This is a genomic window from Solibacillus sp. FSL H8-0523 (assembly GCF_038051985.1).
Classification (GTDB): Bacteria; Bacillota; Bacilli; order Bacillales_A; family Planococcaceae; genus Solibacillus.
On the sequence record NZ_CP150291.1, the window covers coordinates 59,673 to 84,110 of the forward strand.

Here is a 24,438-nt window from a genome sequence, read left to right on the forward strand (position 1 = left end):
ATACAATAGTATTTAAAAAAAGATATTCTACAATAATATTATTAGCGGTTAAATTAGGTATTTAATCCTAATTTAGAATTATCGAATCATTCAAATGACACGAAATAAGAAATTTGTAATGTTTTTGTAATGAATCTGAAAACTAAGAAATATTACGGGTGAGTACAATACACGATAGGAGAATCGAATATGAGCACATATATTGATACACATGTCCATTTAAATGCAGACCAATACGATGAAGATTTACAGGAAGTAATTGACCGAGCGCTTGCAGCCAAACTAGAAAAAATGGTGGTAATCGGCTTTGATGAAAAGACCATTAAACGCGCAATCCAATTAGCCGATGACTATGAATTCATTTATGCGGTAATTGGTTGGCACCCAGTTGATGCGATTGATTGTACAGATGCGTATTTAGCATGGATTGAAGAGCTTGCTAAACATCCAAAAGTAGTTGGGATTGGGGAAACTGGACTAGATTATTATTGGGATAAGTCACCAAAAGACGTGCAACAATATTGGTTCCGTAAACAAATTCACTTAGCGCAAAAATTAAATTTACCGATCATCATTCATAATCGTGATGCAACAGCCGATGTTGTGCGTATTTTGAAAGAGGAAAACGCCGCTTCTGTTGGCGGGATTATGCATTGTTTCGGTGGGAGTGTTGAAACAGCGCGTGAATGCATCAAGATGAATTTTATGATTAGTCTTGGAGGACCCGTCACATTTAAAAATGCGCGTCAGCCAAAAGAGGTGGCGACAGAAATTCCGTTAGAGCATTTATTAATTGAAACAGATGCGCCTTATTTAGCACCACATCCATACCGAGGCAAACGTAATGAGCCTGCACACGTTGTTTTAGTTGCAGAAGAAATTGCGCGCTTAAAAGAAATTTCGGTAGAAGAAGTGGCACAAAAAACGACGGAAAACGCCAAACGCTTTTTTAACATTAATGAATAAAAAATAGCTAACTGAAATAAACTATAATTTACCATTTAATTTCATTTAAAATAGCAAATATTTTTAATGCTAATCCGGTTTTCTAGCTTAAATATTGTTGTAAATGTTTAAAATTTTAAAACGCCTCCAATACTAGTTGTAGCATGAGTTTGAGCAAAATGTGGATTTTTGGAGAAATTCATTTCGGTTGACAGCTTTAACACTTGTCCGTATAATCCAACTTTGTATTAAGGAGGCGTTATTTTCATGTCAAAGCAAACCATGAAAAGCCAGTTCTTAGGATCATTGAGGAGTAAGCAAACAGGTGTTAGGATTTTTAGTCTTGTCCTGTTTGTTTCAGTAATTGCATTCGTTCTTTATCAGGGAACGAAAACTCCCGTTACGTTAGAAGCGAACGGTGAGTCAACGAAGTTTTATACACACGCAACTACGGTTGAAGAGTTATTAGAGACTCAAGATTATGATATATCGCAATATGATAAAGTCACCCCCTCACTGAGTACCAAGATTGACAGTGGAATGTCGATCACTTGGGAACAGGCTAAAGAAGTAGTAATTTCAGTTGATGGAAATCAGTCAAAAGTTTGGACAACTGAAAAATTTGTGAAGAACATTTTGGAAGAAGCAAATATCGAAGTAACAAAGCATGATTTAGTATCACAAAGCTTAGATACAGAAGTAGGAGCAGATAACAAAATCGATATTCAAAAGGCGTTTCAGTTAACGCTTGTCGATGGCTTAGAAGAGAGACAAGTATGGTCCACTTCGACTACGGTCGCTAACTTTTTAAAACAACAAGAGATTCAATTAGCTGAATCTGATCGTGTCGACAAAGATTTGGAGTATGTTATCACTCCAGATGATAAAATCGCAGTTGTTCGCGTAGAAAAGGTTACCGATGTAGTGGAAGAATCAGTAGATTTCGCAGTTGAAAAGAAAAATGATTCTTCTTTATTGAAGGGCGAAGAAAAGATTGTTACAGAAGGTAAAAAAGGTAAAGTAGAACGCACGTACAACGTCGTGAAAGAAAACGGTGAAGTCGTGTCAAAAAAAGTTGCTGTAGAAAAGGTGCTAGAAGAGCCAACGACAAAAGTTGTCGCAGTTGGTACAAAGGTTGTTACAGCGAGTGTATCTCGTTCTAGTGAACCCGCTTCAGGTAAAGAGTTTTACGTTCAAGCAACAGCATATACACCTTATTGTGCAGGCTGCTCAGGTATTTCAGCGGCTGGTGTTGACTTGCGCGGAAAGCCAGGTTTAAAACTAATTGCAGTGGACCCTCGCGTCATTCCGCTAGGCTCAAAAGTATGGGTTGAAGGTTACGGCCATGCGGTTGCTGGAGACACAGGCGGCGCAATTAAAGGAAATAAAATCGATATTTTAGTGCATTCAAAAGCCGAAGCGTATAGCTGGGGCCGTAAGAAAGTACGCATTAAAGTATTAAATTAATCGGGTTGTTTTAAGTAACAACACCTTCCAAAATGTATAGTAGCTTTCTCGCTTTTTGACTGATAGCGGGAAAGCTTTTTTTCGTTCCAAATCACGCACGCAAGTAACAAAACACAATCTATGGTAAAATAGCGAAAGACTATGTTAGAAAAGAGGAGCATTTCTTGGACATACAAGAGATTATCGTTGTAGAAGGGAAAGATGATACAACGGCAGTAAAACGTGCAACAGGTGCAGATACAATCGAAACGAATGGTTCAGCAATTTCTGATGAAGTATTGCGTCGGATTGCCCATGCGCAAAAGAAGCGCGGTGTCATTGTATTTACCGATCCAGATTATCCAGGTCGTCGCATTCGTGCCATTATTGAAGAGCGCGTTCCAGGCGTGAAGCATGCGTTTTTAGCGAAGGCAAAAACGATTGCGAAAAATGGTAAGGGTTTAGGGATTGAACATGCGTGTGATGCAGATATTCGCGAAGCATTAAGCAATGTGTACACAATAGCGGATGCACAAATTGACGAACAAATTACATTAGAAGATTTAATGACAGCCAAACTAATTGGGCATCCAAAGTCAAAGATGCGACGTGATCAGTTAGGTGAAATTTTAAATATAGGTATGACAAACGGCAAACAGCTGCATAAACGATTAATGATGTTTCAAATTACAATCGAACAGTTTGCTGAAGCTATTAGACAGTTAGATCAGGAGGATACGCATGCATAAAGACATCGCTACACCGATTCGTACGAAGGAAATTTTACAGAAGTACGGATTTTCATTTAAAAAGAGTTTAGGGCAAAACTTCTTAATTGACCCAAATATTTTACGTAACATTGTAAGCCACGCATATTTAACAGAAAATAGTGGTGCCATTGAAATTGGTCCTGGTATTGGTGCGTTAACAGAACATTTAGCACGTGAAGCAAAGAAGGTCGTATCATTTGAAATTGACCAACGTTTATTACCGGTACTTGAAGACACGCTAAGCCCATATGACAACGTAACGATTGTACACTCGGATATTTTAAAGGCCGACGTTGTAAAGGTGATTGAACAGGAAATGCCAGGTATCGAGGACATTATGGTCGTGGCGAACTTACCTTACTATGTAACAACGCCGATTTTAATGAAATTATTAAACGACCGTTTACCAATTCGCGGTTTTGTTGTTATGATGCAAAAGGAAGTAGCAGATCGTATTACAGCAAAACCTGGAACAAAGGCTTACGGCTCATTATCAATCGCAATTCAGTACTATTGTACAGCTGAAATCGCAATGGTTGTGCCTAAAACGGTATTTATGCCACAGCCAAATGTAGACTCGGCCGTTATTCGTTTGATTAAACACAATACACCACCAGTTGAAGTAATCGATGAGGACTTCTTATTTGAAGTATCACGTGCATCTTTTGCGCAACGTCGTAAAACGATTTTTAATAATTTACAGGCAGGCCTTCAACACGGAAAGCAAAAGAAAGAATTGATTGTAAGCGCATTAGAAGAAGCAGGTATTGAGCCAACGCGTCGCGGTGAGACACTATCCATTCATGAATTTGGCAAATTAGCAAACTGCTTACACCCAAACTTTTGTGTTCGACAATAATATGTAAAATGAACTAAAAAAAATAATGAAAAATTAATAAAAAAGTTGACGGTTATGTAACGCGGTGATAAAATAATATATTTTGTTGACGGTTTTGGCAATTTATGATACACTAGTTTACAGTGAGGTGTATGCAAAAATGCCAAAAACGTTAGCAGACATTAAAAAGTCGTTAGATGCTCATTTGGGCAAACGTTTGCAATTAAAAGCAAACGGTGGTCGCAAGAAAACAGTTGAATGCGAAGGTGTTTTAAGTGATACTTACCATGCCGTTTTCGTTATTGAACTAAAAGAGAAAGATAATGCGTGTAAACGCGTATCTTACAGTTACACAGATATACTTACTGAAGCAGTAGAGATTACTTTTTTAGATGATGCAGTAGCAGCCATCAAATAGTTTTTCTAGTACTTATTTTTATATTTTTGAAAAAAGCGCTCCTTTTGTGAGTGTTTTTTTATTTTCGGTACATGCTAAAAGCGTCAACGAAAAGGAGGTTTTTTGCATGGCGAAACAAAAAATCATGTCGAGTCGTCTGAAGGAAGAGATTGCAAAAGAACTTGGATTTTACGACGTAGTAGAACGTGAGGGTTGGGGCGGTATTAAAGCCCGTGATGCAGGAAACATGGTCAAGCGCGCAATTGAAATGGCAGAGCAAGACTTAGCCAATCAATCCGTGAAGAACAACCAAAAATAAGTTGACGCTTAGTAAGCACCTCTGTAACGAAAATTACGAGGTGCTTCTTTTTGTTTGTTTGAAATACAAAATCAATTTTTACCCGTCAGAAAATACCTTTTGCTCAATGTAGACACGTTTCGTATGTTAAAATAAAAACTAATAAAATTGACCGCGTAACGAAATGCGTGCCTTACAAAGTAGGAGGAATTTTTTCAATGTTATATGTAAAAGCACCCGCAAAAATTAATTTAACACTCGATGTACTGTATAAGCGTCCAGATAATTATCATGAAGTCGAAATGATTATGACGACGGTTGATTTATCCGATCGCATTGGACTTGAATCACGACAAGATGGACTGATTAAAATTGTTTCAACTGATAATTTTGTGCCGGACGACCAACGCAACTTTGCTTATCAAGCCGCAGAGCTATTAAAAAATACATACGGCATCAAAGAAGGCGTAACGATTACAATCGAAAAAGATATTCCGATTGCCGCAGGTTTAGCTGGTGGAAGTAGTGATGCAGCAGCAACGCTACGTGGCTTAAACGAGCTTTGGAATTTAAATTTAACACTCGATCAATTAGCAGAGCATGGAGCAAAAATTGGCTCAGATGTTTCGTTTTGTGTTTATGGCGGTACGGCACTTGCGACAGGGCGCGGTGAAAAAATCAAAGAGATTCCAGCACCACCAACTTGCTGGGTTGTCTTAGCGAAGCCAAAAATCGGTGTTTCAACAGCAGATGTGTATGGTGGACTAAAGATTGAAGGATTAGAACATCCAAATACGCAGCAAATGATCAAAGCTATTGAAAACGAAGATTATGAGTTAATGTGTCAATCACTTGGAAATGTTTTGGAAACTGTAACATTTAATTTACATCCTGAAGTGGTGATTATTAAGGAGCAAATGCATCGTTTTGGCGCGGACGCGGTCTTAATGAGCGGTAGCGGTCCGACTGTGTTTGGTTTAGTAGAAAACGAAGCACGTGTGAGTCGTATTTATAATGGCTTGCGTGGTTTTTGTGAGGAAGTATACGTAGTTCGAATGTTAGGAGAACGTAATCCACTTGCATAAACACGTATAATTATGGTAATTTGACTAGTAAATATTCGTAATTTAAAACAATAGATGTTTAGGAGAGGGTCGCATGAAATGGAAGCGTAGTGAACGCCTTGTAGATATGACATATTATCTGCTTGAGCATCCACATCAGTTGATCCCGCTAACTTATTTTTCTGAGCTTTACAGTTCTGCAAAATCTTCAATTAGTGAAGATTTAACAATTGTGAAGGAAACATTTGAAGAAAAAGGAATCGGGCTTTTAATTACCGTACCTGGGGCAGCGGGCGGTGTAAAATATATCCCTAAAATGGGCGAACAAGAAGTACGTGATATAACGGATGAATTTATGACACAGTTATGTCAATCTGATCGTCTCTTACCGGGTGGTTATTTATTTATGACGGATCTTTTAGGGAATCCGGATTTAATGAACCGCGTCGGTAAAGTATTTGCGAGCGCGTTTGCTCACCAACAAATTGATGTGATTATGACTGTTGCAACGAAGGGAATTTCAATTGCCCATGCGATTGCAAGACACTTAAACGTACCAGTTGTGGTGGTGCGCCGTGATAGTAAAGTAACAGAAGGCTCAACAGTAAGTATTAATTATGTTTCTGGATCTTCTCGTCGTATTCAGACGATGGTATTATCTAAGCGTAGTATGAAAAGCGGTCAACGCGTGTTAATTACGGACGATTTCATGAAAGTCGGCGGTACGATGAACGGCATGAAAAATTTACTGGAAGAATTTGATTGTGAATTAGCGGGTATCGCGGTGTTGGTAGAAGCGGAGCATGCTGATGAAACTTTAGTAGATGATTATTATTCTTTAGTAAAACTACATGAAGTGAACGAGAAAGATCGCACGATTGCATTAAGTGAAGGTAATTATTTCCAAAAGGAGAAATGACAATGAAAACTGTTTCAACAACAAATGCTCCAGCAGCAATTGGTCCATACGCTCAAGGAATTATCGTTAACAACATGTTTTATTCATCAGGTCAAATTCCATTAACGGCAGCAGGCGATTTAGTAGATGGTGACATCGAAGTACAAACAAATCAAGTATTTGAAAATTTAAAGGCGGTTCTTGCGGCAGCCGGTTCTTCATTAGAACAGGTTGTGAAAACGACAGTATTCATGAAAGATATGAATGATTTCGTAGCAATGAACGAAGTATATGCAGCACACTTCGGTAATCACAAGCCAGCACGCTCAGCGGTAGAAGTGGCACGCTTACCAAAAGACGTAAAAGTCGAAATCGAAGTCATCGCATTAGTAAAATAATGACCGAACACCATTTTCCTTAAACGGAGAATGGTGTTTTTATTTTGATAAGGAAATTATAAATTCATATAGTAGCTAACTTTCTATAAAAATTTTTCTACGTGTAGGCTAAACATAGGTTTTCGTACGTGTTGATTGTTCGAAAATTGACCCAAAATCAACTGAATATTTGGTTAATTTTAATAATTATAAAAATTGTAGATAGAAAAAAATTACATTTTGTTGTATTCTAATGATAAATGATGCAAATTTAAGAAATAACGTGAACTAGAGAAGGGGAAGTCAGCACTTTTCTTGAACAGTTATCATTTTTAATGCGCATCAAAGTAGAGGGAGGTATTTCATTATGGAAGTAACTGACGTAAGATTACGCCGAGTTCAAACAGAAGGTCGTATGCGAGCAATTGCATCGATTACACTAGACGATGAATTTGTAATTCATGATATTCGTGTAATTGATGGTAATACAGGTTTATTTGTCGCGATGCCTAGCAAGCGAACACCAGATGGGGAGTTCCGTGATATCGCACATCCAATTAATTCGAATACGCGCAATAAAATTCAAGACATCGTTTTAGACGCGTTCCATGCATCAACTGACGAAGACACAAAAGAGATATTAGAATTAGAAGAAGTAAACGTGTAAGAAAACACTTAGGGGTCACTCAAAAATGGGGAGGCTCTTTTTTTTATTAAATAAATTTAGAATTTCATGTTCTATAACAGAAAAAAGGGGAATAATGTCGAAAAAGTAGTCATACAAATTTTTAGGTATCAAAAATCCCTTAAATTGTAGGTAGATAGAAAAGAAGTTAAACCTATATAATTATTTTAAATTCAAACTTTTGTCAAGTCTGAATACCTTGAAAAGATAGTGAATTTACTATATAGTCATAATAGAAAATGAGCAAAAATGGAGGACTTAATAAGATGACAAATGTGTTTGCAGTCATTTTGGCTGCTGGTCAAGGTACGCGAATGAAGTCCAAATTATATAAAGTTTTACATCCAGTTTGTGGGAAACCAATGGTAGAACATGTAATTGATCATATTGGCTCTCTAGATGTTGAACGCGTTGTAACTGTTGTAGGTCATGGGGCAGAACTTGTAAAAGAAACACTTGGAAATAAGAGTGAGTATGTTTTACAAGCAGAGCAACTTGGTACAGCACATGCCGTTCAGCAAGCTGAACCTATTTTAGGTAGTTTAGAAGGCACTACGCTTGTTGTGTGTGGCGATACACCATTAATTCGCCCTGAAACAATGCAGGCGTTATTTGCACATCATGAAGCTAACCGTGCGAAGGCGACAATTTTGACAGCGGTTGCAGAAAATCCAACAGGTTACGGGCGTATACTCCGTGACGCAGATGGCCAAGTAGCGCAAATCGTTGAACAAAAGGACGCATCAGCAGATCAGCAACTAGTTAAAGAAATTAACACGGGAACGTATTGCTTTGATAACAAAGCATTATTCGAAGCGTTAAAGCAAGTGAAAAACGACAATGCACAAGGCGAGTATTACTTACCAGATGTCATTGAAATTTTACAAAAGCAAGGCGAGGTTGTAGCAGCTTATGTTACAGATAACTTTGACGAAACGCTTGGTGTAAATGACCGTTTTGCACTATCGCAAGCAGAAGAATTAATGCGTGCACGTATTAATGAACGTCATATGCGTAATGGCGTAACAATCATTAACCCAGCAACGACACATATTAGTGCAGATGCTGTTATTGGAAGCGATACGATCCTATTACCGGGTGTAATTATCGAAGGTAAAACGAAGATCGGTGAAGATTGCAAAATTGGTCCAAATAGTCAAATCGTGGATAGCCAAATTGGTGACGGGACAACGATTCATAGTTCGGTTGTGTTAAATAGCCAAGTTGGTAACGAAACAGCTGTCGGCCCATTCGCACATTTACGTCCAGATTCTTCATTAGGCAACCATGTAAAAGTGGGGAATTTTGTTGAAGTGAAGAAGAGTGCGCTTGGTGATGATACAAAAGTGTCTCACTTAAGTTATATTGGTGATGCAGAAGTAGGCAGCAATGTAAATATTGGTTGCGGTTCAATTACTGTAAACTATGACGGTAAAAACAAGTTTAAAACGACAATTGAAGATGATGTATTTGTTGGATGTAATTCAAATTTAGTAGCACCGGTGACACTGAGAAAAGGGTCATTTATTGCAGCTGGATCGACAATTACAAAAGAAGTTCCTGAAGAGGCATTAGCAGTAGCGCGTGCGCGTCAGGAAAATAAGCTAGGCTATGTGAGTAAATTAAATTCAAAATAAAACTATTTAAAATACAGGAGGCCATCATGCCGTATCAATACGCTGACTCAAAATTAAAAATCTTCTCATTAAATTCAAACAATCCACTTGCCAAAGAGATTGCTGGTGAAATGGGTGTAGAACTAGGAAAAACATCTGTAAAACACTTCAGTGATGGAGAAGTCCAAATTAGCATTGAAGAAAGTATTCGTGGATGTGACGTATTTATCGTTCAATCTACTTCTGCTCCTGTAAATGAGCATTTAATGGAACTTTTAATTATGATTGATGCTGTTAAACGTGCTTCTGCTCGTACAGTTAACGTTGTAATGCCTTACTATGGCTATGCACGCCAAGACCGTAAAGCAAAAGCACGTGAACCAATCACTGCGAAATTAGTTGCAAACTTACTTGAAACTGCTGGTGCAACACGCGTAATCGTTTTAGATTTACACGCACCTCAAATTCAAGGTTTCTTCGATATTTTAATCGACCACTTAGTAGCAGTACCTTTACTTGCTGAGTACTTTGGTTCTAAAGGTTTCAACGAAGATGAATTAATAATCGTATCACCTGACCACGGCGGTGTAACACGCGCACGTAAAATGGCAGAGCGTCTAAAAGCGCCAATCGCGATTATCGATAAACGTCGTCCAAAACCAAACGTAGCTGAAGTTATGAACATCGTTGGTAACGTAGAAGGTAAAGTATGTATCTTAATCGATGACATTATCGATACTGCGGGTACAATTACAATTGGTGCAGAAGCATTAATTAAGAGCGGTGCAAAAGAAGTGTACGCTTGCTGTTCACACCCAGTATTATCTGGACCAGCAATCGAGCGTATTGAAAACTCTTCAATTAAAGAATTAGTGGTAACAAACACAATTCAATTAAGCGAAGATAAGCTTTCTCCAAAAATTAAGCAAATTTCAGTTGCGAAATTAATGGCAGATGCAATCTCTCGTGTTTATGAAAACAAATCAGTAAGTACTTTATTTGATTAATTTATAGCGTAAAAGCAGTTTAAGGAAATATTCCTTAAACTGCTTTTTTTCGTTTCAATGTTTAAAAGACATAGAGGTAGGGTAAACATACTCCTGTACTATAATTTAAGGGGGATATGAAGATGACAACCGTATTAAAAGCGAACAAGCGACAAGCAGGGAAGCGTTCAACATTAACCCAATTACGGAAAGATGGTCAGTTAGCAGCAGTGCTGTATGGCTATCAAACAGAATCACTGCCGATTACGTTAGACTACAAACAAATCGCAAAGGTCGTTCAATCACAGGGCTATACGAGTGTATTTAGCATCGAGGTAGATGGCAATAAAGTGAATGCTGTATTAACAGACATTCAGCGTGATGCCATTAAAGGTCATGTAAAGCATGTAGACTTCCTTGCGGTGAACATGAAAGAGGAATTAGAGGTAGATGTTCCGATTACGTTAGTCGGTATGTCAGTTGGCGTAAAGGAAGGTGGCGTCTTAACGCAACCTAACCATACATTGAAAGTAAGAGTAAAACCGAGCGATATGCCAGACCAGATCGAAGTCGATATTTCACAATTAGCAGTGGGTGATACGCTATCTGTAGGAACTATACGTGAAAACTATACAGGGTTCATAATTGTCGAAGAAGACGATTATACATTAGCAACAGTAACACCACCAGTTGGAGATTTAGATCCGGATGCTGCAAACGTGACAGCAAATGATGTAGAAGTAAAAGGCGAATAATTATCACCTGACAAACTAGCCCTTAAAGATTAAATGAGAAGTAAAAGCCGTCCTAGATTTTAGGGCGGTTTTTATTTGTCTACAAAAACTTCGACATCCGAAAGAAAATCAGTATAATAAGATTGATAAGTGTAAAAATTAAGAAAAATAGAGGTCGACATGAAAACATATAATGAAAAAATGAGTATTTATCATGGGATGGCTTCGGCTGTAGCGCAAAATACGTCAAATAGCTATATACCGATTTTTGCCATGACGATACTTGGTGCAACAAACTATCAAGTCGGGTTAATTAGCTCGTTGCCTCCACTCGTAGCGCTCGTGATGACGTTACCAGCCGCGATTTTATTAAACCGTGCCATTGAGCAAAAAAAGCTGGTTGCCTTTTCGGTTGTCGCTGCACGCTTTATCTTTTTACTAATTGCTTTTGTCAGTTATGTGCCAGGAAGTTTTGGTTCGTGGCTGTTACTCGGACTTATTGCCACAATGAGCATTCCAAATACGATGGCGAATATGGGGTGGCAGTCGTTTATTGGTAATCTTATCGAGGAGAATCGCCGCGCCCAGTTTTTTAGTGACCGAAATCGGCTACTGACAATAGTAGGTCTTATTGTGACGTTAACGATTGGTGTTGTCATGAAAGACGTGACGACCAATAAACTAGCGTATCAAATTTTATTTATGTTCACCTTTGTTGTCGGGCTTGTAGAGCTCTATTTTATCCTAAAGCATGATGAGCCAAAGCGTGAAATACAGGATGAGAAGAAACGTGCGATGGATTGGTCGATTTTTAAGCATAAACAATATGTTCTGTTTTTAGCCGTGGCACTCCTGTTTAACTTTGGCTGGCAAATGGCATGGGGGCTTTTTAATATTTATAACGTCCGCTACGCGGAAGCAACGATCTTTTGGATAAGTATGTTTAACGTGGCGAATATGTTAGCGCAAATTGTTTCGTTTGGACTGTGGAAAAAATGGTCACAAAAATACGGGAATATGCGAGTGTTTGTGTGGGTAGCCTTCGGGATGTCGACGGCGCCACTTTTAACCGTGCTCTCAACCAATTTGTATTATTTAACCGCAATGATGATGCTGTCAGGAATCTTCGTCTCAGGAACAGTGCTCATTTTATTTAATCTACTCTTGGAAAATTCACCTAAGGAAGTGCGTACGTACTGCATTACAACCTACAATGTATTACTTGCGATTATTGCATTTACAGCACCTCAAATTGGGATTTGGCTACTTGAAACGTATGCAATGGACATCGCCATGTACTCGTCAACTGTCATGAGATTTTTAGCAGCCATATGCTTTTTAGTACTGTATATTGTGCGTAGAAAACGCCAGATTGCCTAAATCAACGTGCATCACTTTTCAGATCGATCTATGTTAAAATAAAGGCGATAAGAGAAAAAGGATGCGATATGTAGTGAAATTAATTATTGGTTTAGGAAATCCAGGCAAACCATATGAACATACACGTCATAACATTGGGTTTGATGTAATTGATGAATTAGCGAATCGTTGGAATGCCCCGTTAAATCAAAGTAAATTTAATGGGATGTATGCGAGCGTGCATCGTCCTGAAGGAAAAGTCATTTTATTAAAGCCTTTAACATATATGAACCTATCGGGTGAAAGTGTGCGCCCGCTAATGGATTATTTTGATATTGATGTAGAAGATATTATCGTCATTTATGATGATTTAGATTTAGAAACGGGTAAATTACGTTTAAGAGGAAAAGGAAGCGCGGGTGGCCATAACGGCATTAAATCACTTATTCAGCACCTAGGTACGCAAGAGTTTAACCGTATTCGTGTCGGGGTTAACCGTCCGCCAGCAGGTATGAAAGTGGCAGATTATGTGCTTTCGAAGTTTTCAAAGGATGATCAAGTCGTTGTAAAAGAAGCGATTGATAAAAGCTGTGACGCGGTAGAAGCGGCACTTAAAAAGCCATTTTTAGAAGTCATGAATCAATTCAACGGCGCATAATCGGAGCATCTTGTGGCTATACTTTACAATATACGACGTGAAAAGGAGGCATTAATGTGCCGATTCGTTATCGCTGTCGACATTGTAAAGCGGAGATGGGCAGCTTACCGTTTGATGCAGAAAAGACAATTCATAAATTGCATCTATTTGAGATTGGTGAAATGGATGAATTCGTTGAGAAAAATGCACGTGGTGAGACAATTGTGCATAGTATTTGCGAGCATTGTGAGCAGTCCTTGCGCCAGTTCCCAGATTATTATGCGTTGAAAAAATGGTTACAGTAAAGGAGTTGCTTTGGTCGCATAGCGTGCGCCAAGGCTTTTTCCATTTTTATATTTAGAGATGGTTAAATTCAGTAAGAAAGGAGTCCTATTGTGAGTACAATTCATCAAATTTTTTTACAAGATAAACAGATTCATAATCTTTTGCAGCAACTACAAACCGGTACAGCTGATGAAAGTCTCGTGACGGGTTTAACAGGTAGTGCAAGGCCAGCTTTAATACATTCGATGTTTGAAGAAACGAATAAATCGATTTATATTGTGTCATCTAATTTACTACAGGCACAAAAATTGGTCGATGATTTAAGCGCGCTTGTCGGCGAACAGTTTGTCCATTATTATCCGGCGGAAGAATTCATCGCAGCAAATGTCATGATTTCGTCTCCAGAATTACGTGCACAGCGTATCGCGACATTAGGACGTTTAGTTAATCAAGAGCGCGGGATTTACATTATTCCAGCAGCAGGCATGCGCAAAATGTTAAATGCGCCAACAGATTGGTTAGGCCATGAATTACAAAGTACGGTAGGGCAAGAAATCGTGATTGATGATTGGCTACATATGCTAGTGGAGATGGGCTATACACGTAGCGAAATGGTGACATCGCCAGGTGAGTTTGCGATGCGCGGAGGCATTTTAGATGTCTATCCACCGTATCTGGAAGATCCCGTACGTATCGAGTTATTTGATACGGAAGTGGATTCGATTCGTACGTTTTCAGCAGATGATCAGCGCTCCATTGAAAAATTACAGCAACTCACTATATTACCAGCAACGGAGCTACTTATTAAAAATTCGGAGCGGATTATTTTAGCGGAGCGCCTTGAAGAAGCACTTGCGGTGAGCTTGAAAAAGGTACGCAAAAAAGAAACACAAGAATTATTAATCGAACATATTCAGCAGGATATTGAGCTCTTACGTCAAGGGCAGCTGCCAGATTATATTGCTAAATACGGCTCGTTATTATTTGAGAAACCGCATTTTTTAGGCGATTATTTTGATCCAAACGGGATTGTGTTATTTGATGAGCTTGGCCGAATTCAAGAAGTGATGGAAGCGTGGGAGCGCGAGGAGCAAGAATGGTTCCTGTCGATGATTGAAGAGGGCAAAATGCTACATGAGGTGAAGCCGTCGTTTTCACTAAAAGAAATCCTACCAATGCTACAGCAAACAAAACTTTACTTTGCGCTTTTCACACGTGCATTTGGTGGTGTGAAACCGAAAAAGACGATTAATTTTTCATGTAAGCCAATGCAGCAGTTCCATGGCCAAATCGCATTACTTCAAAATGAAATCGCACGTTGGCAGGCTGAGAAATTTGTTGTGCTGTTTACAGCCGATTCAGAGGAACGTATGAAGGCTATTCAAAATTTAATGGATGACTATCATATTCAAGCGACAATTGGTTATGCAGATGCACCGGGCATTTATATTGTCAATGCGGCATTATCAACAGGCTTTGAATTGCCCCAGCAACGTTTAGCTGTTGTAACAGACGATGAATTATTTAAACAACAGGCGAAGAAAAAATCACGTCCACAGCAAATGACCAACGCCGAGCGGATTAAATCTTATACTGAAATTAAACCAGGGGATTACGTGGTTCACGTACATCACGGGATTGGGAAATATATCGGTATTGAAACGCTTGTTGTGAATAACACCCATAAAGACTATCTACATGTGCGTTACCGTGAAGACGATAAGCTTTATGTGCCAGTGGACCAAATTGAGCTTATTCAACGCTACGTACCATCAGGTGAAAAAGAGCCGAAGCTACATAAGCTAGGTGGCACCGAGTGGAAGAAGACGCGTACCAAAGTATCGAAAGCGGTACAAGATATTGCCGATGATTTAATTAAATTATATGCCAAGCGTGAAGCGGAAAAAGGCTTTGCGTTCTCACCAGATTCTGATGAGCAGCGCGGCTTTGAAGCGGCTTTCCCTTATGAGGAAACGGAAGACCAGCTGCGTACAATTGTCGAAGTGAAAAATGACATGGAACGTGAACGCCCAATGGACCGCCTTGTTTGTGGCGACGTGGGTTACGGCAAAACTGAAGTTGCAATTCGTGCGGCTTTTAAAGCCATTTTAGACGGCAAGCAAGTCGCGTTTTTAGTACCGACAACGATTTTAGCACAGCAACATTACGAAACCATCTCCAAACGTTTTGAAGACCAGGCAATTAATGTAGGGCTACTAAGTCGCTTCCGTTCGAAAAAACAGCAAACTGAAACGTTGAAGGGCTTACGTGAAGGTACGGTCGATATGGTTATTGGAACACACCGTATTTTATCAAAGGACGTAGAGTATCAGGATTTAGGTTTGCTCGTCGTCGATGAAGAACAACGCTTTGGTGTCACACATAAAGAAAAAATTAAGCAGCTGCGTACAAATGTTGACGTGTTAACACTAACGGCAACGCCAATTCCACGTACACTGCATATGTCGATGGTTGGGGTACGTGATTTATCTGTTATTGAAACACCGCCACAAAACCGTTTCCCAGTGCAAACATATGTAATGGAGCACAACGGGGCATTAGTACGTGAAGCGATTGAACGTGAAATGGCGCGCGGTGGGCAGGTATTTTACTTATACAACCGTGTCGAGGATATTACACGCCGCGTGGAAGAGATTCAAATGCTTGTACCGGATGCGCGCGTTGCTTATGCGCACGGTCAAATGACAGAGGCTAAACTTGAATCTGTTATTTTATCGTTCATTGACGGAGAATACGATGTTCTCGTTACGACAACCATTATTGAAACGGGTGTTGATATTCCGAACGTGAATACGTTAATCGTCCATGACGCAGATCGCATGGGCTTATCGCAGCTCTATCAGCTTCGAGGACGCGTTGGACGTTCAAATCGTATTGCCTATGCGTATTTCATGTATGAGCGCGATAAAGTGCTAACAGAGGTCGCTGAGCAACGTTTACAAGCAGTGAAAGAGTTTACCGAACTTGGTTCAGGCTTTAAAATTGCGATGCGTGACTTATCAATTCGCGGTGCCGGTAATTTACTCGGGGCACAGCAACACGGCTTTATCGACTCAGTCGGCTTTGATTTATATTCACAAATGCTAGAAGAAGCAGTTGAAGAACGTCGTACCGGCGTGAAAAAAGAAGATAAGCAAGAAATCGAAGTGATAATGCATATCGATGCGTACATCCCAGATGCGTACATTCCAGATGGCTATCAAAAAATCCAAATGTACAAGCGCATTAAAGCGATGGAACGTCTGGAGGACTATCACGAAATTATCGATGAAATGCAAGACCGCTTTGGCGATTTACCTGTAGAAACCGAGCGTCTGATGCGTGTGGCACGTATGAAAGTGTGGGCTGCACAGGCGGGTGTCGTTTCGATTAAAGAAAAACAGCAAATTGTATCGATTACCTTGTCAGAAGAAGGGACACAACAGGTGAACGGTGCCCAAATCGTCGAGGAGTCTATGAGCTATGGTCGCGCAGTTGGCTTTGGTATGGAAGGCATTCAGCTTGTCATTACCGTCGATTATCATAAATGTGGCAGTCATTTACCTTTTGATGTCGTTGAAAAAATGATGGAAGTAATAGCAGGTGCAAAAAAGGTAAACCAATAGTAAAAGAGCGTTACTAAAGAAGTAATTCACTCCTTTGGTAACGCTCTTTTTATATGCAGGAAAACTATAATTCTAAGATCGATTTGATAGAATGCTGAACGCTATAGTGGACACCGTTTTGATAATTTAAACGTTGGAACAATTCTTCGCGATTTCGGTGCTCATCGCGCAATTCTAAAAACTGTTTTTCTCGTGTTGTGGAAGTCATGGTAAGGTCGCGTTGGCCATTTGATTTTTCTAAATAGCGTTTAAAGATCCCATTTTCAAATTTTGAAATAGCCTGTGCACGCTCTTCGGAATAGTTTGGGTAATAGGCTAAATGCGTTCCTGCATAGTATTGCTGCTGACGATACGCGTCTGGGGTAGAGACAATTGAATCTACTCGTAACATTTCCAACACCTCCTATAGACTTGCCTACTTCTTTTATTTCCTTTTTTATGATTAGTGAAACTGAAATATGACTACCAAATAATAAAATGTTGACAACGAGTAATATCTAATAGGTACAAATGCATACATTTAAAGAAGCTTCGAAGATTGGTTCTGATATTTTTTTTGTGAATGCATAGCTTTATTTTTTTTAAGCCAAACTAGTAGCATCTTGCTGCAATAGATGTGAAAGTGAGGGAACAAAAACGATGAAAGCAACTGGAATAGTACGCCGCATCGATGATTTAGGTCGTGTTGTGATCCCGAAAGAAATCAGGAGAACACTACGAATTCGTGAAGGTGATCCGTTAGAAATTTATACTGACCGAGAAGGCGAGGTCATTTTAAAAAAATATTCACCGATTAATGATTTAGGTGAATTTGCACAGCAGTATGTGGAAAGCTTATTTGAAGTTTTAGGAACGCCAGCGCTTATTAGCGACCGTGACGAAATGATTGCAGTAGCCGGTGTTTCAAAGAAAGATTATTTATCAAGAAGGTTAACGATGTTTTCAGAGGAAATCATCAAGCATCGTACGGCAGTTACGGACAAGTTAGAGCAGTCGATTGAGCTTGTGACAGGGCAGCACGAACAAGTGAAATCCTATTGTATTGTGCCGATTATTGCGAACGGTGATCCAATTGGTGCAGTTTATTTATTTTCAAAAGTGCACTTCATAGGGGATGTCGAACAAAAGTCAACTGAAGCAGCAGCCAATTTTTTAGCGAAGCAAATGGAAAACTAAAGTAGTAAAAAAACGTCCTGATAAGGGGACGTTTTTTTGTTTTGAGTAAATGTCTTAAAAATTGAAAAAGTACTTTCATGGTATACTTATTACATTGTATGTAGAAGAGGAAGGAAATAGAATGTCTTCTCAAAATTTTGGTATGAAAAATTATATGAAGGGTGCCTTGCTTCTTACAATGGCGGCACTCATCGTCAAAATATTAAGTGCGGTTTACCGCGTTCCCTATCAAAATTTAGTAGGGGATCAAGGCTTTTATGTCTATCAACAAGTGTATCCGTTCATTTCTTTTTTTGTCGTCTGGACAGCAAGTGGATTTGCGGTAGCGATTTCAAAAATGCTGGCGGATATTGAATCACGCGGGGGCACGTTAATGGAAAAACGTGCCGTTTCAAAGGTCATTTTTAATTATTTAACGGTGTTGTCACTCGTATTTTTTAGTTTGTTATTTTTCGGTGCAGATATGCTCGCTTCGTTAATGGAAGACCCAAAGCTGGCGGGTTTATTAAAAGTGGGTGCCTTTATTACGCTATGTATGCCACTATTGGCGCTGTTAAAGGGACGTTTTCAAGCAGCTAGTCACATGCAGCCTGTTGCTTATGCACAAGTATTTGAGCAAACGATTCGCGTGGCCATTATTTTAATCGGAACAATCGTACTGTTACAGTATTCGTCATCTGTCTATGCGGCAGGTAAAATGGCGGTGTTTGGAACAGTAATAGGTGAAGTTGCAGGGATTGCGCTGTTATTATTTTTTGTGAAGCGTGAGCCAAAAAAAATGGTGAAAACCAAAATCGCGGTGTGGCCGGTTTTAAAAGAGGTCACACTGTATAGTATCGCCATTAGTATGAGTGCATTATTACTTTTATGTTTCCAACTCGTTGATTCATTTACGATTTTTAAAACACTCATTGCTTCAGGTATGGAAACCGTGAATGCAATGGAAGTGAAGGGGATTTATGATCGTGGGCAGCCACTTGTGCAGCTGGGGATTGTTGTTGCGACGTCCTTATCACTGGCAATTGTACCGCTAGTTGCATTAAAGGCGAAGGCAACCAATGGGCGCGGGGCAAAGCCATTTATTCAGTTAACGTATCGCAGTTCACTGCTATTTGGTGTGGCAGCGGCACTGGGGTTAATGCTCGTCATGCCGTATGTGAATACGTTATTATTTAAGACAGATAGCGATTCGAATACATTACGTTTATATACTGTGCAAATTGTGCCACTGTCGATTATTTTAACGTTTACAGCGGTATTGCAAGGTTATAGTAAATTAAAATTACCTGCGCTCTTTTTAGCGGTGAGTATTGCGTTAAAATATATAGGAAATGTCGTGTTCGTGCCAAGCTTAGGTGTATTTGGTGCGGCGATTGCGAGTAATATAGGATTAATTTTTGCGGCAGTGGCGTTAGTTATTTATTTAAAAAAGTTAACAGGGATTCATTTAGCACAAATGGCGTTTTATAAAAAATTATTGTTGGCCTGTCTAACGATGATACTCGTTGTAGAAGTAGCAGCATGGTTATTAGGAACTATGTTTACTGCTACGTATATGAGCCGTTTTGTTGCGCTTATTTATAGTGGCGTACTCGTAACACTCGGGGCGTTTAGTTTTATTACAGTCGTCGCGAAATTGCGCGTGTTAACGGAAAAGGATTGGTTCTTAATTCCGTTGGGTCGACGTATGGCGGCGTATCAATTATGGTTAAATCGAAAGAAGTAGGTGGATTTTGTGAATCAATTAACAGTGATTGGCTTAGGGGCAGCCGATTTTGAACAAATGCAAATGGGCGTTTATAAAAAAATTAAAGCCGCAAAAAATTTATATGTTCGTACGGACGATCATCCCGTACTACAAGATTTAAAACAAGAAGGCATCGAGTTTAAAAGCTTTGATGAAATCTACATTAAGCATGGTTCGTTTGGTCCGGTATACGAAGAAATTGCTGCGCAGTTAATCGAAGCGGTAAAAGTAGAAGATGTGATGTACGCAGTACCAGGGCATCCACTTGTAGCAGAGCAAACGGTCCAGCATTTAATCGAAGCCGACCGCCAAGGAAAAATTAACCTCGTAATTGAGGGTGGGCAAAGCTTTTTAGACCCAATTTTTGGTGCGTTAAAAATTGACCCAATTGAAGGCTTCCAGCTATTAGACGGCACAAGCATGTCGATGCACGACGTTAACATGCGTCAGCACATTTTAATCGCGCAGGTGTACGATACGTTCAGCGCATCGGAAGTAAAGTTAACATTAATGGAAAAATACCGCGACGATTACCCAGTAACAATCGTTACAGCAGCTGGTTCAACACAGGAGCAGCTGCGTACAGTGCCTTTATATGAGTTAGACCAAGCAGCGGAGATTAATAATTTAACGACCGTGTACGTGCCGCCTGTGACGTCTGATGAGGACGCACTACGCGATTGGACGACATTCCGTCAAATTATTGCCAAGTTGCGCGGTCCAAATGGTTGCCCATGGGACCAAAAGCAAACGCATGAATCGCTGAAAAAATATTTATTAGAAGAAGCACATGAATTTTTAGCGGCAGTGGATGCAGAAGACGATTTCGCGATGGTAGAAGAGCTTGGAGATGTGTTACTTCAAGTATTCCTACATGCGCAAATTGGCGAGGATAACGGCTACTTCACGTTAGAGGAAGTACTCGCATCGATTAGTGAAAAAATGATTCGCCGTCACCCGCATGTATTTGGAGATGTAGCTGTAGAAGATGCGGATGCGGTTGTTGCCAACTGGGAAGCGATTAAAAGGGCGGAAAAAGGCGAAGTAGACGAGCCGTTATTACAAGGCGAATACCGTCCTGACTCGGCACTTCAAACGTCGTTTAATTACCAGAAAAAAGCAGCGACAGTCGGCTTTGATTGGCCAAATGTAGAAGACGCATGGGCTAAATTTGCTGAAGAATGGCAGGAATTCCGTGAAGAAATTACGAACGGTGAAGCAACATCTCGTATGGATGAGTTTGGCGATGTGTTATTCACACTCGTAAACTTAGCGCGCTTTTATAAGATTTCACCAGAGGAAGCGATGCTACATGCCAATGAAAAGTTTGCACGTCGTTTTAACTTTGTAGAAAATCGTGTTAAAAATAGTGGTAAAGAATTTAGCGACTTTACGCTAGATGAATTAGATGCTTTTTGGGATGAAGCAAAACGTTTAGAAAAAGGGGAGTAACTTATGCGCTTAGATAAATTTTTAAAAGTTTCACGTTTAATTAAACGTCGTACATTAGCAAAAGAAGTAGCCGTACAAGGTCGTATTACAATAAACGAGAAAGTCGCAAAAGCAAGTACGCCAGTAAAGGTCGGGGACGAATTAGCAATTCGCTTCGGGCAAAAGATTGTGACAGCTCGTGTAGAAGAAATCCGTGAAAACGTAAAAAAAGAAGATGCATTAAAAATGTTTACAATTATTAAAGAAGAGCGTCTTGAAAAGGTAGAACCAGAATTTATTGATGACGAAGACTAAGATAGAGCGTGGCAGAGAAATCTGTCATGCTTTTTTTAAACCTTGCATATAGTGTACGACTACGAGCGATAAGGGGGACTAGCATGACAATTCATCAAGAAAGTACACGCTATACAATTTCTTCAGGGGATCATTTAGTAACAGTACGTAATCGTAAGCGAATGGATATGACATCGGTAAAAAGTATTGAACGCTTCGATCAAGAGGAATTTTTCGTGAATACATCACAAGGGCATTTACTCATTCGCGGCGAAGATTTACGCATCGTTCACCTAGATGTAGATAAAGGGTTATTAACATTAGAGGGAGAAGTAAAACAATTGCAGTATGAGGATACCGATAGCGGGTTATCGAAAAGCTTCCTCCATAAATTATTTGGATGATGAGTGCGCAGCTTGTAAGCATCATCGTGATGTTTGCAAGCGGAATTGCAGTTGGTGCGGTAATTGATGGGACAAGAACGATTGTAGGACAAGTTCCACATGTTATTTTCCGAAAAATGGTATTATTAATAGAATGGTGTGTCTGGCTTTTTCTAGCGATTAGCACATTTTACTTATTATTTTTAATTAAAGGAGGGCATTGGCGATTCGTCGATCCATTAGCCCAAATTGCGGGCATTATTAGCTATGAATTATTTTTCCAAAATATTACCCGTTTCATGGGAAGGCTTATTGTGAATATACTAATTAAGCCGATTTATTATATTGGACACATGTTTGTGGCGCTTATTCGGAAAATCATTAAATTTATTGTGAAACTTTTAATCTTGCTAACAAATCCAATTTTTAAAGTTTTTGAGAAATATTTGCTAAAAAACTTTAAATCCAAGTAGTGAACTCGTATAATAATAACAACTATTTTAACAAAAAGGAGGAGACGGCAGTGGGAAAACGAAATATGGAACAAGAGTTACATAACAATGTCCAACCACTTGATAACGACTTTGTCCGTTCAAATCCAAATGCCAAAAGAACCGAACAAAAAGCGCGAAAAAAAGTGTTGCTTCGTCGCAGGTTAGCCATATTTTTAATTTTTGGGGTTGTAATTATTGTTGGCCTAGCGCAATTTTCGAGTATGCAGAGCGAGCTTCTGATTGAAAAAGAGCAAAAAAAGCTAGAAACAACCGTTCAGCTAGAAGAAGTACTTTCGAAACAAGAATTGTTAAATTTACAAATTGCGAAGCTAGAAGACGATGAGTATATTGCAAAACTAGCTAGAAAAGAATTTTTCCTTTCAGAGGAAGGCGAAATTATTTTTACAATGCCAAAAGCAACCGATAAAGAAAATATAGAGCAAAAAAAATCGGACGAAAAACAAGAATAATGTTACCATAGTAAAAGGATAGTATTTTCTTGGTAATATGTTTCATTATGATGCTAAATTTATCAATTTTTTGATGATGATTTGTCATTTATTACCTTTAGGTAGAGTGTCTTGTTGACACTCTTTTTATGTTAGCTATAATTAGAAGAGAAACTACTGAACAAAAGTTTCATTATTTGATAAATGACTTTTAATAAAAGTCTCTTAAAATTTAAGGAGGAGCATTTTTTTTATGTCAATTGAAGTAGGCAGCAAAGTACAAGGTAAGGTAACAGGCATCACAAATTTCGGCGCATTCGTTGAGCTTCCGGATGGAAAAACAGGGTTAGTTCATATTAGTGAAGTAGCAGATAACTACGTAAAAGATATTAACGAGCACCTTAAAGTCGGCGATGAAGTCGAAGTGAAAGTGATGAATGTTGAAGCGGATGGTAAGATTGGTCTTTCAATTCGTAAAGCAAAGCCTCAAGCAGAGCGTCCAGAGCGACCAGAACGTCCACAACGCCCTCGTCGTGACAACAATCGTTCAAATGATCGCAACAATCATCAACCAAAAGAAAATTTTGAACAAAAAATGGCACGCTTCTTAAAAGATAGCGATGAGCGTTTAACTACATTAAAACGTGCAACTGAGTCGAAACGCGGCGGTCGTGGAGCTCGCAGAGGATAATTTTGCTGGCTATTTGAAACTTAGAAAAAGTGTCACATAGATGAAAAAGCTGATTCACAAGAAGTTTACTTCTGTGAATCAGCTTTTTGTTGTTAACCGATTAATTTGATTGTTTGTTAGCACTTTCGGCATTATGTTTAATGAGTAGACGGATTAACGTGATGAAACAAAAAATTCCCCCGATTAAACCAATAGCGATCATGATAATTTGAAGGGGGAGTGGTAAATTTGTTAAAATCACGCCGCCAACGACTAAGAGCATACTAATGCCACATAAAAAAGATAAGTATGTAAAGTTTTGTACCAATGAAAACGCCTCCTTAAACCCATTATAAAGTTAAAAGTACTTTTATTTCCATCTAATGCAAAAAAAAGAGCCGCCTCTTATAAAATAAGAGACAGCGCCTTAAGATGACCCGTACGGGATTCGAACCCGTGTTACCGCCGTGAAAGGGCGGTGTCTTAACCACTTGACCAACGGGCCATAAATATGGTGGCGGCAGAGGGAGTCGAACCCACGACCTTTCGGGTATGAACCGAGTGCTCTAGCCAACTGAGCTACACCGCCAAATTAACAACAAAATTAATAATACAAGGCAACGCAAAAAGTGTCAACACTATTTGCATTAATTTATATCAAAATACTTTATTTTTGCTTTTTTTAGTAACTATTAATGAAAATTTCTAGTATATCGAGGAATAAGTAGGTTTTTATTGTAAAAAAAAGCCTAATTATCAAGGCTGGTGACGAAAAAAAACGTCGAATACTTTTTTTTGTGGCTCCTACAAACAGACAACATTTTAAGTGAATC

At 39.2% G+C, this 24,438-nt stretch carries 27 protein-coding genes and 2 tRNA genes; 25 read left to right on the plus strand and 4 right to left on the minus strand.

The window, feature by feature from the left end:
- Nucleotides 1-189: 189 nt before the first annotated feature.
- From NSQ62_RS00260 to mfd, 17 genes are all read left to right on the plus strand, one after another.
- Entirely contained in the window at nt 190-966 is a 777-nt protein-coding gene (locus tag NSQ62_RS00260; RefSeq protein WP_341321969.1) for a TatD family hydrolase, read from the plus strand.
- Nucleotides 967-1,212: 246 nt separating this feature from the next.
- On the plus strand, nt 1,213-2,412 hold the full coding sequence (locus tag NSQ62_RS00265) for a ubiquitin-like domain-containing protein (RefSeq protein ID WP_341321970.1): 1,200 nt from the start codon (nt 1,213-1,215) through the stop codon (nt 2,410-2,412).
- A gap of 164 nt (nt 2,413-2,576) precedes the next feature.
- Complete coding sequence (gene rnmV, locus NSQ62_RS00270; protein WP_341321971.1) at nt 2,577-3,140, plus strand: ribonuclease M5; 564 nt, start codon at nt 2,577-2,579, stop codon at nt 3,138-3,140.
- Nucleotides 3,133-4,020 carry a 16S rRNA (adenine(1518)-N(6)/adenine(1519)-N(6))-dimethyltransferase RsmA gene (gene rsmA, locus NSQ62_RS00275; protein ID WP_341321972.1) on the plus strand — a complete coding sequence of 296 codons (888 nt, stop codon included), beginning with the start codon at nt 3,133-3,135 and terminating at the stop codon, nt 4,018-4,020. Before rnmV ends, rsmA begins: the two co-directional genes overlap by 8 nt.
- Nucleotides 4,021-4,159: 139 nt before the next feature.
- A complete protein-coding gene (locus NSQ62_RS00280) occupies nt 4,160-4,417 on the plus strand; it encodes a Veg family protein (RefSeq protein WP_341321973.1) in 258 nt (85 codons plus the stop codon).
- Nucleotides 4,418-4,523: 106 nt separating this feature from the next.
- Nucleotides 4,524-4,715 carry a small, acid-soluble spore protein, alpha/beta type gene (locus NSQ62_RS00285; RefSeq protein WP_341321974.1) on the plus strand — a complete coding sequence of 64 codons (192 nt, stop codon included), beginning with the start codon at nt 4,524-4,526 and terminating at the stop codon, nt 4,713-4,715.
- Nucleotides 4,716-4,912: 197 nt separating this feature from the next.
- Nucleotides 4,913-5,779: a 4-(cytidine 5'-diphospho)-2-C-methyl-D-erythritol kinase gene (gene ispE, locus NSQ62_RS00290; RefSeq protein WP_341321975.1), complete on the plus strand. Its 867-nt coding sequence runs from the start codon at nt 4,913-4,915 to the stop codon at nt 5,777-5,779.
- A 73-nt stretch (nt 5,780-5,852) separates the two neighbouring features.
- Nucleotides 5,853-6,677 carry a pur operon repressor gene (purR, locus tag NSQ62_RS00295; RefSeq protein WP_341321976.1) on the plus strand — a complete coding sequence of 275 codons (825 nt, stop codon included), beginning with the start codon at nt 5,853-5,855 and terminating at the stop codon, nt 6,675-6,677.
- A 2-nt stretch (nt 6,678-6,679) separates the two neighbouring features.
- A complete protein-coding gene (locus NSQ62_RS00300) occupies nt 6,680-7,054 on the plus strand; it encodes a RidA family protein (RefSeq protein WP_341321977.1) in 375 nt (124 codons plus the stop codon).
- Between the two features lie 346 nt (nt 7,055-7,400).
- Complete coding sequence (spoVG, locus tag NSQ62_RS00305; RefSeq protein WP_341321978.1) at nt 7,401-7,700, plus strand: septation regulator SpoVG; 300 nt, start codon at nt 7,401-7,403, stop codon at nt 7,698-7,700.
- Between the two features lie 284 nt (nt 7,701-7,984).
- A complete protein-coding gene (gene glmU / locus NSQ62_RS00310; protein ID WP_341321979.1) occupies nt 7,985-9,355 on the plus strand; it encodes a bifunctional UDP-N-acetylglucosamine diphosphorylase/glucosamine-1-phosphate N-acetyltransferase GlmU in 1,371 nt (456 codons plus the stop codon).
- Between the two features lie 26 nt (nt 9,356-9,381).
- Nucleotides 9,382-10,341, plus strand: coding sequence for a ribose-phosphate diphosphokinase (locus NSQ62_RS00315; protein WP_341321980.1), 960 nt, complete (start codon nt 9,382-9,384; stop codon nt 10,339-10,341).
- 122 nt (nt 10,342-10,463) lie between these two features.
- Nucleotides 10,464-11,075, plus strand: a complete 612-nt coding sequence (locus NSQ62_RS00320; protein ID WP_341321981.1) for a 50S ribosomal protein L25/general stress protein Ctc — start codon at nt 10,464-10,466, stop codon at nt 11,073-11,075.
- 159 nt (nt 11,076-11,234) lie between these two features.
- Nucleotides 11,235-12,434 carry an MFS transporter gene (locus NSQ62_RS00325; RefSeq protein ID WP_341321982.1) on the plus strand — a complete coding sequence of 400 codons (1,200 nt, stop codon included), beginning with the start codon at nt 11,235-11,237 and terminating at the stop codon, nt 12,432-12,434.
- A 73-nt stretch (nt 12,435-12,507) separates the two neighbouring features.
- Nucleotides 12,508-13,071: an aminoacyl-tRNA hydrolase gene (gene pth / locus NSQ62_RS00330; RefSeq protein ID WP_341321983.1), complete on the plus strand. Its 564-nt coding sequence runs from the start codon at nt 12,508-12,510 to the stop codon at nt 13,069-13,071.
- Nucleotides 13,072-13,127: 56 nt separating this feature from the next.
- Nucleotides 13,128-13,355: an anti-sigma-F factor Fin gene (locus NSQ62_RS00335; protein WP_341321984.1), complete on the plus strand. Its 228-nt coding sequence runs from the start codon at nt 13,128-13,130 to the stop codon at nt 13,353-13,355.
- 90 nt (nt 13,356-13,445) lie between these two features.
- Nucleotides 13,446-16,961 carry a transcription-repair coupling factor gene (gene mfd / locus NSQ62_RS00340; protein ID WP_341321985.1) on the plus strand — a complete coding sequence of 1,172 codons (3,516 nt, stop codon included), beginning with the start codon at nt 13,446-13,448 and terminating at the stop codon, nt 16,959-16,961.
- A gap of 64 nt (nt 16,962-17,025) precedes the next feature.
- Here the strand turns inward: mfd and NSQ62_RS00345 are convergent, their stop codons facing one another.
- A complete protein-coding gene (locus NSQ62_RS00345; protein ID WP_341321986.1) occupies nt 17,026-17,352 on the minus strand; it encodes a hypothetical protein in 327 nt (108 codons plus the stop codon).
- A 248-nt stretch (nt 17,353-17,600) separates the two neighbouring features.
- On the opposite strand from NSQ62_RS00345, the gene spoVT reads away from it, so the two are divergent.
- From spoVT to NSQ62_RS00385, 8 genes are all read left to right on the plus strand, one after another.
- Complete coding sequence (spoVT, locus tag NSQ62_RS00350; RefSeq protein WP_341321987.1) at nt 17,601-18,137, plus strand: stage V sporulation protein T; 537 nt, start codon at nt 17,601-17,603, stop codon at nt 18,135-18,137.
- A gap of 121 nt (nt 18,138-18,258) precedes the next feature.
- Nucleotides 18,259-19,863: a polysaccharide biosynthesis protein gene (locus tag NSQ62_RS00355; RefSeq protein WP_341321988.1), complete on the plus strand. Its 1,605-nt coding sequence runs from the start codon at nt 18,259-18,261 to the stop codon at nt 19,861-19,863.
- 9 nt (nt 19,864-19,872) lie between these two features.
- A complete protein-coding gene (gene mazG, locus NSQ62_RS00360; protein WP_341321989.1) occupies nt 19,873-21,336 on the plus strand; it encodes a nucleoside triphosphate pyrophosphohydrolase in 1,464 nt (487 codons plus the stop codon).
- Between the two features lie 3 nt (nt 21,337-21,339).
- Nucleotides 21,340-21,630, plus strand: a complete 291-nt coding sequence (locus NSQ62_RS00365; RefSeq protein ID WP_341321990.1) for an RNA-binding S4 domain-containing protein — start codon at nt 21,340-21,342, stop codon at nt 21,628-21,630.
- 83 nt (nt 21,631-21,713) lie between these two features.
- Entirely contained in the window at nt 21,714-22,013 is a 300-nt protein-coding gene (gene yabP / locus NSQ62_RS00370; protein ID WP_341321991.1) for a sporulation protein YabP, read from the plus strand.
- Nucleotides 22,010-22,465, plus strand: coding sequence for a spore cortex biosynthesis protein YabQ (yabQ, locus tag NSQ62_RS00375; RefSeq protein ID WP_341321992.1), 456 nt, complete (start codon nt 22,010-22,012; stop codon nt 22,463-22,465). Before yabP ends, yabQ begins: the two co-directional genes overlap by 4 nt.
- A 50-nt stretch (nt 22,466-22,515) precedes the next feature.
- Entirely contained in the window at nt 22,516-22,956 is a 441-nt protein-coding gene (locus tag NSQ62_RS00380; RefSeq protein ID WP_341321993.1) for a septum formation initiator family protein, read from the plus strand.
- 232 nt (nt 22,957-23,188) lie between these two features.
- The gene (locus tag NSQ62_RS00385; RefSeq protein WP_341321994.1) at nt 23,189-23,626 is read left to right on the plus strand and encodes a S1 domain-containing RNA-binding protein; all 438 of its coding nucleotides are present in this window, start codon (nt 23,189-23,191) and stop codon (nt 23,624-23,626) included.
- 100 nt (nt 23,627-23,726) lie between these two features.
- Here NSQ62_RS00385 and NSQ62_RS00390 read toward each other — a convergent pair whose 3' ends face one another.
- The 3 genes from NSQ62_RS00390 to NSQ62_RS00400 form a co-directional block, all read right to left on the minus strand.
- A complete protein-coding gene (locus NSQ62_RS00390) occupies nt 23,727-23,933 on the minus strand; it encodes a sodium:potassium antiporter (protein ID WP_341321995.1) in 207 nt (68 codons plus the stop codon).
- A gap of 105 nt (nt 23,934-24,038) precedes the next feature.
- A tRNA-Glu gene (locus tag NSQ62_RS00395) sits at nt 24,039-24,110 on the minus strand.
- A 7-nt stretch (nt 24,111-24,117) separates the two neighbouring features.
- Nucleotides 24,118-24,194 (minus strand) — tRNA-Met (locus NSQ62_RS00400).
- Nucleotides 24,195-24,438: the final 244 nt, after the last annotated feature.

What these genes read in the sequence shown, in the direction of transcription:
- NSQ62_RS00280 (WP_341321973.1), top strand. Translation starts at nt 4,160, where the DNA reads ATGCCAAAAACGTTAGCAGACATTAAAAAGTCGTTAGATGCTCATTTG.
- yabQ (WP_341321992.1), top strand. Translation starts at nt 22,010, where the DNA reads ATGATGAGTGCGCAGCTTGTAAGCATCATCGTGATGTTTGCAAGCGGA.
- spoVG (WP_341321978.1), top strand. Translation starts at nt 7,401, where the DNA reads ATGGAAGTAACTGACGTAAGATTACGCCGAGTTCAAACAGAAGGTCGT.
- purR (WP_341321976.1), top strand. Translation starts at nt 5,853, where the DNA reads ATGAAATGGAAGCGTAGTGAACGCCTTGTAGATATGACATATTATCTG.
- NSQ62_RS00285 (WP_341321974.1), top strand. Translation starts at nt 4,524, where the DNA reads ATGGCGAAACAAAAAATCATGTCGAGTCGTCTGAAGGAAGAGATTGCA.
- rsmA (WP_341321972.1), top strand. Translation starts at nt 3,133, where the DNA reads ATGCATAAAGACATCGCTACACCGATTCGTACGAAGGAAATTTTACAG.
- yabP (WP_341321991.1), top strand. Translation starts at nt 21,714, where the DNA reads ATGACAATTCATCAAGAAAGTACACGCTATACAATTTCTTCAGGGGAT.
- spoVT (WP_341321987.1), top strand. Translation starts at nt 17,601, where the DNA reads ATGAAAGCAACTGGAATAGTACGCCGCATCGATGATTTAGGTCGTGTT.
- NSQ62_RS00345 (WP_341321986.1), bottom strand. Translation starts at nt 17,352, where the DNA reads ATGTTACGAGTAGATTCAATTGTCTCTACCCCAGACGCGTATCGTCAG.
- NSQ62_RS00300 (WP_341321977.1), top strand. Translation starts at nt 6,680, where the DNA reads ATGAAAACTGTTTCAACAACAAATGCTCCAGCAGCAATTGGTCCATAC.
- NSQ62_RS00385 (WP_341321994.1), top strand. Translation starts at nt 23,189, where the DNA reads ATGTCAATTGAAGTAGGCAGCAAAGTACAAGGTAAGGTAACAGGCATC.
- glmU (WP_341321979.1), top strand. Translation starts at nt 7,985, where the DNA reads ATGACAAATGTGTTTGCAGTCATTTTGGCTGCTGGTCAAGGTACGCGA.
- NSQ62_RS00355 (WP_341321988.1), top strand. Translation starts at nt 18,259, where the DNA reads ATGTCTTCTCAAAATTTTGGTATGAAAAATTATATGAAGGGTGCCTTG.
- NSQ62_RS00260 (WP_341321969.1), top strand. Translation starts at nt 190, where the DNA reads ATGAGCACATATATTGATACACATGTCCATTTAAATGCAGACCAATAC.
- NSQ62_RS00315 (WP_341321980.1), top strand. Translation starts at nt 9,382, where the DNA reads ATGCCGTATCAATACGCTGACTCAAAATTAAAAATCTTCTCATTAAAT.
- ispE (WP_341321975.1), top strand. Translation starts at nt 4,913, where the DNA reads ATGTTATATGTAAAAGCACCCGCAAAAATTAATTTAACACTCGATGTA.
- NSQ62_RS00365 (WP_341321990.1), top strand. Translation starts at nt 21,340, where the DNA reads ATGCGCTTAGATAAATTTTTAAAAGTTTCACGTTTAATTAAACGTCGT.
- NSQ62_RS00265 (WP_341321970.1), top strand. Translation starts at nt 1,213, where the DNA reads ATGTCAAAGCAAACCATGAAAAGCCAGTTCTTAGGATCATTGAGGAGT.
- NSQ62_RS00325 (WP_341321982.1), top strand. Translation starts at nt 11,235, where the DNA reads ATGAAAACATATAATGAAAAAATGAGTATTTATCATGGGATGGCTTCG.
- NSQ62_RS00320 (WP_341321981.1), top strand. Translation starts at nt 10,464, where the DNA reads ATGACAACCGTATTAAAAGCGAACAAGCGACAAGCAGGGAAGCGTTCA.